The 14,447-nt window shown below is 50.3% G+C and carries 13 protein-coding genes; 6 read left to right on the forward strand and 7 right to left on the reverse strand.

Annotated features, from left to right (window positions below; genetic code table 11):
* The first annotated feature begins 432 nt into the window (after positions 1 to 432).
* Positions 433 to 732 carry a hypothetical protein gene (locus tag AC1XDK_RS28595; RefSeq protein ID WP_483353421.1) on the forward strand — a complete coding sequence of 100 codons (300 nt, stop codon included), beginning with the start codon at positions 433 to 435 and terminating at the stop codon, positions 730 to 732.
* A 38-nt stretch (positions 733 to 770) separates the two neighbouring features.
* Here AC1XDK_RS28595 and AC1XDK_RS28600 read toward each other — a convergent pair whose 3' ends face one another.
* Both AC1XDK_RS28600 and AC1XDK_RS28605 read right to left on the reverse strand, forming a co-directional pair.
* Positions 771 to 2,624 (reverse strand): hypothetical protein, encoded by a 1,854-nt coding sequence (locus AC1XDK_RS28600; RefSeq protein ID WP_483353422.1) that lies wholly within the window; start codon positions 2,622 to 2,624, stop codon positions 771 to 773.
* 9 nt (positions 2,625 to 2,633) lie between these two features.
* Positions 2,634 to 3,641 carry a hypothetical protein gene (locus AC1XDK_RS28605; RefSeq protein WP_483353423.1) on the reverse strand — a complete coding sequence of 336 codons (1,008 nt, stop codon included), beginning with the start codon at positions 3,639 to 3,641 and terminating at the stop codon, positions 2,634 to 2,636.
* Positions 3,642 to 4,754: 1,113 nt separating this feature from the next.
* Here AC1XDK_RS28605 and AC1XDK_RS28610 point away from each other — a divergent pair.
* Positions 4,755 to 5,630 carry a DUF8172 family protein gene (locus AC1XDK_RS28610; RefSeq protein ID WP_483353424.1) on the forward strand — a complete coding sequence of 292 codons (876 nt, stop codon included), beginning with the start codon at positions 4,755 to 4,757 and terminating at the stop codon, positions 5,628 to 5,630.
* A gap of 566 nt (positions 5,631 to 6,196) precedes the next feature.
* On the opposite strand, the gene AC1XDK_RS28615 is transcribed toward AC1XDK_RS28610, so the two are convergent.
* Positions 6,197 to 6,445, reverse strand: a complete 249-nt coding sequence (locus tag AC1XDK_RS28615) for a hypothetical protein (protein WP_483353425.1) — start codon at positions 6,443 to 6,445, stop codon at positions 6,197 to 6,199.
* 178 nt (positions 6,446 to 6,623) lie between these two features.
* On the opposite strand from AC1XDK_RS28615, the gene AC1XDK_RS28620 reads away from it, so the two are divergent.
* Entirely contained in the window at positions 6,624 to 7,013 is a 390-nt protein-coding gene (locus AC1XDK_RS28620) for an SWIM zinc finger family protein (protein WP_483353426.1), read from the forward strand.
* 23 nt (positions 7,014 to 7,036) lie between these two features.
* Entirely contained in the window at positions 7,037 to 7,357 is a 321-nt protein-coding gene (locus tag AC1XDK_RS28625; RefSeq protein WP_483353427.1) for a hypothetical protein, read from the forward strand.
* A gap of 179 nt (positions 7,358 to 7,536) precedes the next feature.
* On the opposite strand, the gene AC1XDK_RS28630 is transcribed toward AC1XDK_RS28625, so the two are convergent.
* From AC1XDK_RS28630 to AC1XDK_RS28645, 4 genes are all read right to left on the reverse strand, one after another.
* Positions 7,537 to 8,583 (reverse strand): YihY/virulence factor BrkB family protein, encoded by a 1,047-nt coding sequence (locus AC1XDK_RS28630; protein ID WP_483353428.1) that lies wholly within the window; start codon positions 8,581 to 8,583, stop codon positions 7,537 to 7,539.
* Positions 8,584 to 8,638: 55 nt separating this feature from the next.
* Positions 8,639 to 8,878 (reverse strand): amphi-Trp domain-containing protein, encoded by a 240-nt coding sequence (locus AC1XDK_RS28635; RefSeq protein ID WP_231189327.1) that lies wholly within the window; start codon positions 8,876 to 8,878, stop codon positions 8,639 to 8,641.
* 114 nt (positions 8,879 to 8,992) lie between these two features.
* Positions 8,993 to 11,251 carry a CDC48 family AAA ATPase gene (locus AC1XDK_RS28640; protein WP_483353429.1) on the reverse strand — a complete coding sequence of 753 codons (2,259 nt, stop codon included), beginning with the start codon at positions 11,249 to 11,251 and terminating at the stop codon, positions 8,993 to 8,995.
* A 19-nt stretch (positions 11,252 to 11,270) separates the two neighbouring features.
* Positions 11,271 to 11,690, reverse strand: coding sequence for an Hsp20/alpha crystallin family protein (locus AC1XDK_RS28645; protein WP_483353430.1), 420 nt, complete (start codon positions 11,688 to 11,690; stop codon positions 11,271 to 11,273).
* Positions 11,691 to 11,971: 281 nt separating this feature from the next.
* Between AC1XDK_RS28645 and AC1XDK_RS28650 the strand changes: the two genes are divergently transcribed.
* Both AC1XDK_RS28650 and AC1XDK_RS28655 read left to right on the forward strand, forming a co-directional pair.
* Positions 11,972 to 12,961: a DHH family phosphoesterase gene (locus AC1XDK_RS28650; RefSeq protein ID WP_483353431.1), complete on the forward strand. Its 990-nt coding sequence runs from the start codon at positions 11,972 to 11,974 to the stop codon at positions 12,959 to 12,961.
* A gap of 210 nt (positions 12,962 to 13,171) precedes the next feature.
* Positions 13,172 to 14,377, forward strand: coding sequence for an inorganic phosphate transporter (locus AC1XDK_RS28655; RefSeq protein WP_483353432.1), 1,206 nt, complete (start codon positions 13,172 to 13,174; stop codon positions 14,375 to 14,377).
* Positions 14,378 to 14,447: the final 70 nt, after the last annotated feature.

The following is a 14,447-nucleotide window of genomic DNA, read 5'->3' on the forward strand; positions in this document are numbered from 1 at the left end:
AATCTATTCCTCAGGGACCCACCAGATAACGACCAGCGGGCTCAATTTCCCACGTTCTAACTCACCGCGTTCATGCAACTCCTCGAGCCGCTGGTGCACCGGCCGCCGTTTTATTTCAACCGTATCTGCGACCCACCGAGCGGTCACGGCCGGAAACTTGGATTCACGAATCACTCGACGAATATCGCCATCATTTGTTTGCTCTGCAAATCCTCCCTGCTTGTCGCGCTGCTCAGTTGACGAGATGTGCTTTGGTTTGACTGAAGAGCAGATAACCATCAACAACAATAGATATTTGTTATTTGATACTATAATAGAAAACGCCCTAACTAAAGAAATCAGGTAGGGCAGAATAACAAATGCAACGAGAAAATAGATCTTGCCTGCAAGTCGAGTACAAGAACACGCAAGTGCAGACCTTCGGTGGTATCCATGGCTAAGGCGTTCGGATATGAGCGAGGTCTCGTGAACTATTTTACGGGCTCACTCACTGGAAATCCAGTTGCGATGTACATCTACGGTGCGGGTCTTCTCGCTCTTTGGAATGCCTACGTCCAGGCACTCGGCGGGTCATTCACAATGGCGGCGATGGACTACTTCATGACTAAGTACCTCCCACCGTCTTCAGTGGAACAAATATTCGTGCAGGTAGTCCTTGGTGCGGGGGTCGCGGCGATAAAGTGGTACGTGTTTACTCCACGACATGGTCCACGAGCAAGACGTAGATTCTAATTTCAGGGAATCAATCAGGTGAGCTCAAACGTCTTTTGCTAGAAAAGCACCACCAAAAATGTAAAAATCATCCTCAAAATCAGCCTATACAGTGAAAACAGGAAAGAAAGGAAGATGATAACGATTGCGCCGATGGCTACTCGATTGCTGAAATACTCATACCCACTGTGACCAAACGGTCCATCAGTGGATGCAAAAGTCAGGATACCGAGCACTACTCCAGAAATCGCCAATGCAATCGATTGCGATTGACCGAATTGATAAGCAAATCCGGACCAGATCGCTAGTCCACCCCAAACAGTGAGCAATGCATAGAATACTCTTCGAAGCTGGGTTTGCGCACGTTGGCGTTGCTTTTCAGCTAACGTCACGTATGCTGATTTTCGGTCTTCTAGATCGCCAAATTGGAAAAGATCCTTGTTGAATCTACGAATGTGCTTCTCGTAGAAGTCGTAGTCGTTCTTTGCCTCTGTGATTGTATTGTCCAAATCCTCAATTCTTCCCTGGATAAGTGGGAGATAAAATCCTACGATTACGATAAGAACGAAGAGAGAAAATGGTGGCACGAGACTTCGATCACTCCACCGAAGAACCAGAAATAGGTTTGCGACAATTGCACCAAGCAGTGTGAAAGTCAGTCGTTGGATGTCTTGAGAAGTCTCATTAGCTGCTGATGAAAGTCTCTCAGTTAATCCCGCCATCAGGGTCTGAGTATCTTCGAGTACATCACTGAGCGCTTCAAAATTCTCCTCTACAGCAGATACTTGGAGATCTTGGTAGCTCGATTTAATGTCGTCAATGACGTCCGGGAGTATTTCGATTCCACCTTCCGAGCCGCGACAGTGTTCAGTGATTGCCAATTGCCAAAGATCCCGAAATGCATCTTTTTCCTCTTCCTCTTTGACCGACTGATGAAGGTCTTGAATCGAAAGAATACCATCCATACCCCATTGTTCACATAGCTGTTCTAAATCAACCTCAGGGGTAAATTCTGGTTCGCTGGAAAACTGAAACTGCATTGTCCGACTATCGTGATCAACAGTAGCAGAAAGAACACCCAACAAGGCATAAGCGTAGAGAGGCGCAACGTCCTCACTATCACAAACTTCCCAAAGCCCCTCTACTAAGGAGGGATGAATTGGTGATAATTCGCCGCGCCAATGCGTCACTTTTCGCGCTGCAGACATCGAATCAAAGTATTGGTCGGCAGCCTCCTCGAGATCTTCTCTTGGTAACGTTTCAATGTCTCTTGCCGTCCACATTGGAACAGGGTAAACCTTTTCGGGAGCATTTTGAAAGAACAAAAAGACAGGAGATGACTCATATTCGAATAACTCAGCTGCTACTTCGTGGGGATCGTGAGTTCCTATCCACTGGAATAAATCCGTTGGCGTCCACCAGAGAAGTGGATTCAGGTCGGCATTTGTTACATCGAAACCTCCCTCCGTGAGGAGATCAGAGGCGATTCGTTCCTTATTTAATCCGAATTCAATGGTAGTAGTGATGTTTGCATTGTCAAGCTCCGAGGCAAGTTCGTGAAGTATACTCGCTGTATTACTGATATCGTCTGGATAGTACTGGTCAAACCCATCGCGGTAGTAATGAATGTCCACGGATGGTTCTAGCTCCCGTTCAGTGAGCGCCATAACCCCCTCGTCATTTGCGCGTAGCTCTCTCCCAGACAACTCAAACAACCGTTGGTCATCAGCAACCAAGCGGAAGCCACTAAAATAGGCAGGAACTGCCTCCAAACCTTCCAATAGATTCGTGAATGCACGCTCGGACAACGAGATAACCTCGGTATTTATCGCGAGGTTAGATATGGCCTCATCATTGACAGACCCGGAACTCGCAACAACAAGTACTCTTTCGATAAACTCGTGAGGCGTCATTCGAATTGATCAGAAGAGATCACGGATGTTTGGAACATTGGATAGGTCATCTACGAGGGAACGTTTTGCGTTCCCACTCCCGACTGTGAGTTCTGGCTGGAGATCGGATAGTAGCAGATAGAACTGATCTCCATCTCTCGCAAGTTGAACTTTATCGCTTTCACGTAACTCGCTTATCGACACTCGAATCGATTTACCAGCAATTCGAACGTTGACATCTCCTTGCTCAACGTCAACCCTCGATCCGACCGTATCATCCGCTGTGATCGAGTCTCCATCAGTGAAATCTTGATACGTTGGATAGGCAGCTTCTGTTTCGCTTTCGCTAGCACGCTGTTTGATTGCGGACTCCAATAGCTCGTCTGGGTGTGGAGCTTCTTTGAGATTTAGGAAGCCGTGCCAATATTGGGCGTAGTGCCCTTCTTGGTATAACTGTGCACTCTCCTCGTCGATTACTTCCTCATACTCGTCGTATTTTGGATAGACGACGCTTTTGTCGGTTTCCTCTTGGATGACCCGTTCATTTTCAGTGAACACCGCTTCCGTATCCTCATGGTCAAGATCAATTTCGTGAGCTCCTTCTAGATAGGGGGTTTTGAGAATCGCAGTGAAAGTTTCGTTGTATTCACGAAACTGAGTGTAGATTAGAAGATCCGACACAGAACGTGCTTCGTTAAGATAGAGCTGTGAAAGAGACTCTCCTACCCTTTCGATTCCTGTTCCTTCGCGAACTGTGTTTAGTAATTCAATGGTCGTTCGGTCTTCTGTCTCCAGATTAACGGCTGCACTGCGAGCTGCGTCAGTGAATTCGTGATTGCGGGCGTTCTTAACATCATCACTATTGTAACGCCGTCCGAATGTGTCCTGCAGCATACTTGCGACGATACGCTCAGCCTCAGCACCTGCATCAGCGGTTAAATCGTCCTCGTCAAGCGTACCAACAAGATCAGGGGTCGGATTTTCGATATCCTCTCCCATTTCGCAACTGAATACGGCCACAGACTCGACATCAACCATGTTTCATAATCCAATAATATCTGTGTGTAAATATTTATCGAAAAGAATAATTTGCCACCGCTAATGACGTCATTAAATCGGGGGCGGAACAAATCAGATGCTGATCAACCTCTTTGCTTGGAAAAGCTATTCTCCACTAGATAACAATTAGCCATACCAACGAATAACTACTATTCCGTCCGAATCCAGATCACCCGACGTGCTTCAGGCTTCTTCTTGCGAATCTCTCCTTCATCTGCAAGTCTATTCAAAACCTCATATACCGTCCGACGTGGCACCCAAGCTTCTCCGCAATCTCGCTCGTCATATAGGGTTTCAGCGGTTCCATGACTCCGAGTACATCCACCTTCCGTTCCTGAATGAACTCGCCTCTCTCTCTCCTCTCGCCGTCACTCGGTCGTTCTTCTGGATTTGCTGCTGGCGCCAATGTTAGTATCTCATACTAACATTGAGCGACCCCAAACCCTGGCCGCTCCTATAACTCCCTCACTTCGTCTGGCGTACCATTGGCCCAACAAGCAGAAACAACCCAGCAATCACCAGACAAAGCGTACCAGCAAATAGAAGCAGAGAGCCATTGTGCCAGTTACATCCGTCATACCAATACACGGTCATCGTTTGCAAATTAACTCCTGTGATCTTGGCCCGACTGAATTCAATTCCTAAAAAATCGGGGTTAAAACCATCACATCCCACCACAGTACTACTAGTAAAAAACGTCAGAGGCATCAGTCCGATTCCGAGGGGGACAAGCAAGAGACCGATGAGACGCCTCAGGAGGTTTGGCATACATACGATACTCTTGTCCATAGTAAAGCATTAGCGGAGACTCAAAAATAATTCTACTATTCCTTTGGAACCCACCAGATAACTACCCGCGGACTCAACTTCCCCGCTCAATCTCTCCATTTTCGTGTAACTCCTCAAGTCGTCGATGCGCGGACGGTAGCTCGATTTCGAGCGTATCCGCCACCCACCGAGCGGTCACCGCCGGAAGCTCTGATCTCTTAATTGCTGCGAGGATATCGTCATCACTCTCCTTCACAACATCTCACTCCTCCTTGCTTAAAGAGACGGAGTTAATATCGATTAATTCGAATCGAGACGTAAGCTATGCCTGGTTCTCTTGTGTATCAACATCATCCTGCGAATAAGCATTACTCACTTGAGGATGTCAAAACAGACCCTCGAAAGTTCGATGTCGACCAGAGTGATGATACGAAGATTATCGGCTATCCACTATCTGGCGGTTTAGTCTATGTTCTATATACGCCAGGTGTTGCAGGAACTGCCGATGATCTCGATCAAGAGGTCGATCCGGAATCTCTTACCGAAATTCTTGAGCCAATGGACCCGGATGACCGCGTCGTCACAATTTGGTTGCTCCGATTTTTCACAGAGATGCACGAGGAAGAATTGGATGGTGGTGACGGGTTACCCATTTACAAGGAAATCGAAATAGACCGTGTTCCCGATGCGCTTGAGCAGGTGACTTGGGAGGGAACTGTAACGGAGGTCGCTGGACAACTTATGTCCAATCTCATCCTCAAACATTCTTTACCCAATGCGAATCATCGAACAGGGATTACGATAGCAGAGACGTATCTAGAAGCAGCAGGTGCAGAAATAGAGCTACCTAATACACACACGCCAGATTATGAATGGCAGCAGTGGGTTAACCCATACATTGAGCAGTCGAAGATCATTTTGACGGTGCGTCGGCACAATCTCTATTTTCGCACACTTGAAGAGCATGGCTGTGAAATTGTTCGCCGAAAAGGTGGGATCGATATTCCTCTTGCAGAATATGAGTTAGATATGCCGTATTACGAGGCTTGGGAGATTTATGCTGAACACCACGAAGAAGTCTGCATCAACTTTGTTGAAGAGTTGATTGCGCAGAGTGGAGACTCAACACTACAAGAACAACCAGCACTGGCGAAGGACGAATTCATTGAATTCCTCAATACAGAAAACCAATCAAGTTAGTCTAAAGGATAACGGAAAGCGATTAATCTCGAAGCTGGGCGTTCGCTCGCGCAAGCTCCCGGAGATGCTCGTTGTCCGGGACGTTGTATTGCTCACCGGCAGCACGAACGGCTTCTTGGAACGTCATATAACACAATATGTGATATGGGCTATTAAACTCTTTTACTTTTTTACTCTCTTTTTCGCCTCATTAGAGCACAGAGAACTACTCCTAAAAATATAGTCAGACGAATTGTTCCTCCGAGCGTGCCGCCCACTCAGTATCCAGTTCATCTATCTTCATGAGGGGTACATTGTCTTCAAGAACACTGACGGTCAATCACCTGGTCTCTCCGGTTGGACGATCGCCGGCAGGGCTGTCACGACTACCCTGCCCTGTTTGAGCCAACAGTACTACCAGGTAAGACGGCGGCGCTCTATAACGGAAATGGGTAAAATTCACGCTCCAAACTATACTAGAGTTCAGGAAGTGCTGTCTGGAGCAACGGTGGTGATACGATCATCATCACGAACCCAGATGGGACAGTGGTACTCGTAAAGGAATATACCAGCCAGAGCGAACCCGCTTACTGTTCCGTTGGAATCCACCAGATAACTACCCGCGGACTCAATTTCCCACGTTCCAACGCACCGCGCTCATGCAGCTCCTCGAGCCGCTGATGCACTGGTCGCCGTTCCATCCCAACCGTATCTGCCACCCACCGAGCGGTCACTGCTGGAAACTCGGACTCACGAATCACACGAAGAATATCCTCATCACTTGCTTTCTCTGCAAATCGTCCCTGCTTGTCGCGCTCACTCTCGTTTGCAGTCATAGCGCATAGTATCGCATCCATCTACTTAATACCAACTCCTACGTAGGATACCGTAATCTTTAATACCGACTCCCACATAGGATATGGTAGGAAGAACGGTGCCCTCGGGCGTGTGTAGAAACGCGCCGGGTGCTTAGGACCACCCGGCACCGGTCTTCCAATGGAATCTCGAAAGACCATGTCAACGAAATCGCCTAGTGAACTTGAAGCTGACGAGACGGCACAGAAACGCGCACAGTGGGAACAATTTTCCTTCGACGTCGATGCCCCCGGACTCATCGAAGTCTCCAACGAGAGCCACGAGAACCCCGCAGCCCACCAGTACACAGTTGCCATCGACGACGTGACCAACGAACTGATGGCCTGCACGTGCCCGCACCACATCCACTGCGACACATTCTGCAAACACATGGCCGCCGTCGAAAACGCAACCGAAGAGGGAACACTAGACGCATTTCCGTCCGAGGACGACAACGATGCCGAACCAGACGATTGCGACTGTGACGGCCTCGGTGGCTTCCCGTGCTGGTCGTGTGTGCAAACGGGGCGGAGGGAACTGCCGAACTAACCACCGCTTCAGTCCATTTATCCATGGTACGTCAAGTGACGTTCTCGGAGATCACCGACCAGCGAATGTTTACGGAAAGCGCAGATGCTACGACCGATGATACACCTGAGACACCGACGGCCCTCCTCGACCGAGCACAGCAGTACGCAACGAACGTCGCCGCCGAGTACTTCCCTGACCTGCCGGTCGAAGCAATCGACTGGGAGATTTCACACCGAGGGCAACGACAGGCGGGCGTCACAAAGTACGACCCGACAACAGGGGAGATCACGATTGCGCTGACCTGGACGGCCTACGAACAACACGAGGGGAGCAATTTAGTGCGACCGTTCGGCACGAACTAATCCACGTATGGCAGTACCATGAGTTCGGTGAGGCAGATCACGGGCGAACGTTCACCCGATGGACAGACTGTCTCGATATCTTGAAACACTGCGAACGCTTCACTACTCCAAGTTACTTGCCTGCAGTGGGATCATCGAACCCCTATCCAACACTAAAGTTTTATGAACGTTTTCCCAGATTAGTCCTCATTCTCGTCGCTGTTTTCGGTCCACCGCACTCGAATTTCGTACTGCTTGCCATCGTCTGTCCTCGATATTTCCTCAATCAGTTCGACTGTGGCAGGCCGTTCCGTGATAGAGTTCAAGAACGATTCATTGGCTGGAACTTCTATCGCTTCCATTCGTTCATAGCGCCCGAACACTCGTTCGCGAACGAGACGAACATAGCGAACAGCTTCATCATGTGTGAGGGATCGTTGTCGTGTTTCCGTCTGTTCATCTGTTGTTTCTGCTCGGTGTGAAAGGACGGCATTCAGCACTGCCCCGATGAGCAATACCAACCCACTGAAATAGAGCCATGTAACCAAAAGAAGTACCGCGCCGAGAACACCCGAGGCACTTGATCCAACCACCTGGACATAGATTTGAAACAAGCCCTGAAGTGCTGTCCATCCTACTGCCGCAAATATTGTTCCAGGCAAGACCTCACGTGGGGTAGTTTCGACCCCGGGAAAGAGATAATACATCGGGAAAAATGCGATGACGAGTGCCACGATCAACACGATCGGGTTGAGCAGTTCGATAAATGGAACTGCAGGAAAGAGGGCGAGCAGTGTGCCTGCAACGATCGTCGCAATCACCGCAAACCCAATCGCGAACAGGACGATGAGCCCGTCACGTATCTGGTCGAGAATGGATCCATCTGTTTCAGCTGCATAGATCTCGGAGAAGGCAGTATGCAATCCCCGGAAGAGCTTCAATGCCCCCCATGTGAGCGTTACAATCCCGACGATCGAAGCGCTTGCTCGCCCCTGTTCACTTTCGAGGGTTGTTTCTGCGAGATCACCGATCGCGGGAGAAAGGGAATCTGCAAAGTTGATTACTTGGGTTTGTAAGTTGGTGCTCCCAATGGCTGCAAATGCTAAAAATGCAAGCAGAAGCAGAGGTAGAAGAGAGATGAATGCATGGTATGCGATACTCCCAGCGAGAAACGTTACCCGCTTTTCCTGTATTTCTGTTCGAACCGACTGAGCGACTGTGATACCGTTCTGAACTGATAACGACATAATCGATAACGGTGGTTTGATCTTCGGGTTCTACCAACGAGACACGATTACCGTCCTATTCGGGTTTCCAGTCCAGCTTGATGGTCACCGATTCGCGACTCCCACGGAGGACGGATGACGATTCTCGAGTGCCGATTTCATACCCGACAGAGTCCGCTGGTGAGAGCGTCACCGTTTTATTGCCGACATCGATGTTGGAGTTTCCACCTTCTCGAAGTTCATGTGCAATTGCTTGCAATCGATCAGCGACTTTTTCTCGTGAGAGCTTCTCCTCATTGAGTATTTTTTCAGACATCACTGATAGCTATCTCAAACATGTCGGATAGGTGTTTTGGGCAATGAGTTCGGTGGCTCATTGTCGTTTTAGCGCCTGAAAAAGTCAAACAAAGGTGGTCCGAGTATCCACTGGCTATTCTGCCTCAGACCTCCCATTTTCGGGTTCTGATCGCTTACTGCGATGCTCAATCTCTGCATATCGATCTCTCATACGCGCAGTAACGCTTGGAGGGACTTCGACGAACGCATTTTCGAAGTGCTCTTTCGTAATCCGGACTGTCCCGATCATCTCTTCAAGCTCTTCCGGTGAACTGCTGATAATGAGCTCCCGTGCGGCTGTCATCGTTGCCTCACGTACGACTGCCTCAATATCGGCACCGACATAGTCCTCCGTTTCTGCAGCAAGCCACTCTAAGTCGACATCGCCAGCTAATGGCTTGTCGCGGGTGTGCACCGAGAAGATTGCCTCTCGCCCTTCTTCGTCCGGAACTGGCACATGAATGTGCCGATCAAGCCGTCCTGGTCGGACGAGTGCATCGTCAATGAGATCTGGACGATTGGTTGTCGCGATAACGACGACATCCTCAAGAGTTTCCAGGCCATCGAGCTCGGTCAACAACTGAGAGACAACGCGTTCAGAGACCCCTGAATCGCCCGTTTGCTGCCCACGTTCCCCCGCGATGGAATCGAGTTCGTCGAAGAACACAATAGTGGGCGCATTCTCACGTGCCTTACTGAAGACTTCGCGGACACCTTTCTCAGATTCACCAACCCATTTGCTCAGGAGCTCCGGGCCTTTGACTGAGATGAAATTGCTCTCTGACTCGTTGGCAACTGCCTTTGCTAACAGCGTTTTTCCGGTTCCTGGTGGCCCATAGAGAAGGATTCCTTTTGGCGTGGTTAGATCAAGCTCGTCGAATACCTCGGGATAGGCAAGCGGCCACTGAATTGTCTCGCGGAGGCGCTCTTTTGTGTCCTCCAGACCGCCGACGTCCTGCCACGTCACATCGGGCACTTCCACGAATACTTCCCGGAGTGCCGAAGGCTCGATGCCGTGGAACGCCTGTCGGAAGTCTTTCTCGGTGACTTCGAGTGTCTCGAGGAACTCAGCATCAATTTCATCAGCGGCAAGGTCGATCTGCGGACGGACACGTCGAAGGGCAGCCATCGCCGCTTCTTTCGTGAGCGAGGCAATATCGGCGCCAACGAACCCATGTGTTTTCTCAGCGTACTCATCGAGGTCAATCTCTTCGGCGAGGGGCATTCCACGCGTGTGGACGTGGAGGATCTGCGTTCGTCCGTCCTTGTCGGGGACACCGATCTCGATTTCACGATCGAATCGGCCGCCCCGGCGGAGCGCCGGGTCGATTGCATCGACACGGTTTGTTGCACCGATGACAGTCACTTGCCCTCGTGTTTCGAGGCCATCCATCAATGAGAGAAGCTGTGCGACCACTCGTCTCTCGACGTCACCGCTCGTCTCTCCACGCTTGGGCGCGATCGAGTCTAGTTCATCGAGGAAGACGATTGCGGGTGTGTTTTCCTCAGCCTCTTCGAACACGTCGCGGAGTTGTTCTTCACTCTCGCCATAATACTTCGACATGATCTCTGGCCCGGAGATCGTCTGGAAGTGGGCGTCTATTTCGTTGGCAACGGCTTTTGCGATGAGTGTTTTGCCCGTCCCAGGCGGACCATGGAGAAGTACTCCTCTCGGTGGTTCGACGCCAAGCTGTTGGAACAACTCCGGGTGGCGCATCGGGAGCTCGATCATCTCGCGAACCTGTTCAAGTTCGTCTTCGAGCCCACCAATGTCCTCGTATGTCACCATCGGCGCGCTAGATTCTACTCCTTCGTTTGTCTCTGTTGGCAGATGTTCTGTTGCTTGCTCGCCCACCTCGACAGTCGTTGCATCGGTGATGACGACCGGTCCAGTGGGATCGGTACTGGCAATCTGTAGAGGAATCGTTTGATTCGAGCCAGCAAACAGTGACCCGATACCCAACGAGATACGAACTGTTTGTCCTTCCTGTACGACCTGTCCGGAGAGTCGATTCCGAATGAGCTTGCCCACATTGCCCCGAATGCGAAGAGACTGTGGAAGTACAATCGTGACATTGTCTGCCGACCTGACGTCGGCACGTTCGACTGCTACTTGTCCATCGATGCCGACGTTCACTGCATTGCGGAACTCTCCATCAATGCGAATTACATTTTGATCTTGGGATCCCGTATAGCCGGGCCACACCCGGGCGATGGTACTGGCACCCTGTGGGCCAGCGATAAGGACATAGTCACCACTCTTGACGCCGAGTTCGTCCATAATTGTTCGATTGACCACGGCAAGTCCGCGACCCGCATCTTTCTTGTGTAATGGTTTTACTGTGAGTTTCATTGGTACTGTGAAAGGGTGGTTATTGTATCTCTATTCGGGAGCTACCATCGTCGTCCAAATCATCACTGGACGGGAGATGCACTTCGAGGACACCATTTCGATAACTCGCAGAGATAGCATCCTCCTCGACTGCTACTGGAATGCGGAGTCGCTCGTAGACGTGACGCTGTTGACCGTATGCGGACGACCCCACATCTGTAGGTGATTCCTCTGAACGATTCTGAGTACCGCGTATCGTGAGAATATCATCCTCGAAACGGAGGTCGATTTCATCCTTTTCGAAGCCAGGCAGGTCAGCAGTAACGATGTATTCGCCTTCCAGTGACTCGGCAGTGAGGTTCATCGAGGACTCCCGCATAGAGGCGTGATTCGTCTCGGAACTCAGTTTCTGCTGGTAGTTGGTTCCAAAGGGGTTGTCCCCAATCATTGATCGATGCATCTGTTCGATCATCTTTTCCAGTTGAGTGAATGAGTTTGGTTGGCGCATTTTACTACATATTATGATTGTTTGAACTTCTATAAAAATATATCGGGAGCAGTGATAGCAATTCACAGAGTGATTCCAGTACAAGAGACTCTGAGGCGCCACATTTGAGAAAAGGAAGGCATGAACGGAATCACTCTGGAAGTATCCCATTTAAGAGGATACTATCGTTGTGTTATTGCTCAACCCCCAACTAGCCTATAGATTCATACACGAGTAGTTGAATTATTCTTATTGTGACTCGTGCACAGCAAGTCGTTGACCATCTTCAGAATCAGGAATCCCTGCTCATCGTTTGCCACAACAATCCGGATCCTGACTGCCTTGCGAGTGCACTTGCGCTCAAACGAATTGGAGAGTACGCTGGAGTTGAAACGATTACTATTGCATACAATGGTGGAATCTCCCACCAACAAAATCGAGCTCTCGTCAATCATCTCGATATCCCATTAGCGAACTTTGAAAACGAACTGCTAGAGAAACACGATAGTGTGGCATTCGTCGACCATTCGGTTCCTGGCGAGAACAATGATGTCCCATCGACTGCTGACATCGATATCGTTCTCGATCATCATCCAGCAACGCATGTAACAGCCGATGTTATCGACCGGCGTGTGAACGTAGGTTCGACCGCGACAATTTTGGTTGAATATCTACACGATCTTCAGATCATTCCCGAAAGTGATCTTGCAACCGCACTGTTGATCGGCATTCGCTCCGATACACTTGGGTTTACACGCAAAGTGTCGGCCCAAGAATATGCTGCAGCAGAGTATCTCCATCCGTTTATCGATCAAGCCCTTTTTACAAACCTGTTGAATGTCCCGTATACGCCAGAGACGATCGATGCACTGAGTGAGGCAATTGAAAATCGCAAAATCCAGCAGTCCTCCTTGATCTCTTTTGCTGGAGAGACCACTGAGCGAGACGCCCTTCCACAGGCAGCTGATTTTCTGTTGAACCTCCAAGGAATCGATATTGCAGTCGTTTTCGGCGTCATCAACGATGAGGTTCAGTTTAGTGCACGGTCGGCCGACCCAGCTACCAACGTCGGAGAATTGCTTGACCAAACATTTGGCTCGATGGGGAGCCTAGGAGGTCATCACCAAATGGCTGGTGGGTGTGTCCCTTTCCCCAAAGACGACGAAGACTATGATGAGATAATTAAGATTGCAACCTCACTTATCACGAATCGACTATTCCGCGAACTCGCAGATTTTAGATGACCGATAGTGCGTATTCTCGTCGCTAGTCGGAGGTCAAATGTTAAGGACAGGGTATGTACCCTCACGCTTAAAATGAGCAGACCTTAGAATATGAGCGAAAAAGGACTAAGGCATAGGACAGGGGATGGAAACAGGTTGCTCAGAATCATCTCGGAGATGGCTTCAGGGATTTTATATAGGTGCAAGCAACGTTGATTTAGAGAGAAACCAATGGTATCAGTGCTAACTGTCGCCGGGGTAGCCGTCGCCGTATTCGTTGGGTTCAATATTGGTGGCTCATCGACGGGTGTGGCGTTCGGCCCAGCAGTTGGTTCACGTCTCCTTCGGAAGGCAACCGCAGCAGCCCTGTTCGTTGGCTTTGGCTTTCTCGGAGCATGGACCGTCGGTCGGAACGTCATCGCGACGATGAGCAGCAGTATCGTACCAGCAACCCAATTCACGCCTGCTGCGAGCGTCGCCGTCTTGTTTTTCACCGGCGCATCACTCCTTATTTCGAATCTCTACGGCGTTCCAGCCTCAACCTCAATGACAGCCGTTGGCGCCATCGTTGGGCTGGGCCTTGCGTCGAACACACTCAATCAGGCACTGATGTTTACTATTGTCTCAGCATGGATCGTCGCGCCGCTGATCAGCCTCTGCATCGGAATCGTGGTTGGACGTTACATCTACCCGTATCTGGATCGCTATGTCGCGTTCACAAAGTTTGATCTCCACTTCATCCAAGTCGACCGATCTGGGACGATTCCTCGACTCTACCTGAATCCGAACGCAACACGGCAGGACATTCTTGGATCACTCTCGGTGGTTGCCATTGCGTGTTACATGGCGTTTTCGGCGGGGGCGTCAAACGCAGCGAACGCTGTGGCCCCGCTCGTCAGCGAAGGGGGGTCGCTCACCGTCAACCAGGGTGTCCTGCTTGCGGTCGTGGCCTTCGGTCTAGGCAGTTTCACCATCGCCCGTCGCACGTTAGAGACGGTAGGAGACGATATTACGGAGCTACCGATTCTCGCTTCACTAATTGTCTCCCTAGTCGGTGGCACTATCATCACGATTCTGTCCTACTTCGGAATCCCGGCGAGTCTCGCAGTAAGTACGACATCGGCGATTATTGGACTTGGATGGGGTCGGGCAAGCCGAGCAGCAACACTCGTGGAGTTTGCGACGCCGGAACGGGAACATCCGGATTTAGAGGTTGCGACAGGAGCGCTGGTCACTTCCCGCGCCGAGGATATGCCTGCAAGCCCAACGATCGGTGATATTGCCCGTCACGAGGAACCGGCGGAAAAGCCGGAGGAACTGCCAGACGTGCCGGACGTTGGTGCGGAGGGGCCGGCGGATCTCGACCAGCGGAGCCTGTTCGACTCGGCGGCGGCCAAACGTATCGTTACAATGTGGGTGTTGACGCCCTCGCTATAGTAGCCGTTAGAAATTTCTGCCCGGATAACGTTGAGTGTTCTAATGGACCATCTTGACGATATTTCCGTCG

The sequence above is a fragment of the Haladaptatus sp. HS23 genome (assembly GCF_056892285.1).

Bases quoted from the DNA above. Each gene is read 5' to 3' on its own strand.
- AC1XDK_RS28595 (WP_483353421.1), top strand. From the start codon at position 433: ATGGCTAAGGCGTTCGGATATGAGCGAGGTCTCGTGAACTATTTTACG.
- AC1XDK_RS28600 (WP_483353422.1), bottom strand. From the start codon at position 2,624: ATGACGCCTCACGAGTTTATCGAAAGAGTACTTGTTGTTGCGAGTTCC.
- AC1XDK_RS28605 (WP_483353423.1), bottom strand. From the start codon at position 3,641: ATGGTTGATGTCGAGTCTGTGGCCGTATTCAGTTGCGAAATGGGAGAG.
- AC1XDK_RS28610 (WP_483353424.1), top strand. From the start codon at position 4,755: ATGCCTGGTTCTCTTGTGTATCAACATCATCCTGCGAATAAGCATTAC.
- AC1XDK_RS28615 (WP_483353425.1), bottom strand. From the start codon at position 6,445: ATGACTGCAAACGAGAGTGAGCGCGACAAGCAGGGACGATTTGCAGAG.
- AC1XDK_RS28620 (WP_483353426.1), top strand. From the start codon at position 6,624: ATGTCAACGAAATCGCCTAGTGAACTTGAAGCTGACGAGACGGCACAG.
- AC1XDK_RS28625 (WP_483353427.1), top strand. From the start codon at position 7,037: ATGGTACGTCAAGTGACGTTCTCGGAGATCACCGACCAGCGAATGTTT.
- AC1XDK_RS28630 (WP_483353428.1), bottom strand. From the start codon at position 8,583: ATGTCGTTATCAGTTCAGAACGGTATCACAGTCGCTCAGTCGGTTCGA.
- AC1XDK_RS28635 (WP_231189327.1), bottom strand. From the start codon at position 8,878: ATGTCTGAAAAAATACTCAATGAGGAGAAGCTCTCACGAGAAAAAGTC.
- AC1XDK_RS28640 (WP_483353429.1), bottom strand. From the start codon at position 11,251: ATGAAACTCACAGTAAAACCATTACACAAGAAAGATGCGGGTCGCGGA.
- AC1XDK_RS28645 (WP_483353430.1), bottom strand. From the start codon at position 11,690: ATGCATCGATCAATGATTGGGGACAACCCCTTTGGAACCAACTACCAG.
- AC1XDK_RS28655 (WP_483353432.1), top strand. From the start codon at position 13,172: ATGGTATCAGTGCTAACTGTCGCCGGGGTAGCCGTCGCCGTATTCGTT.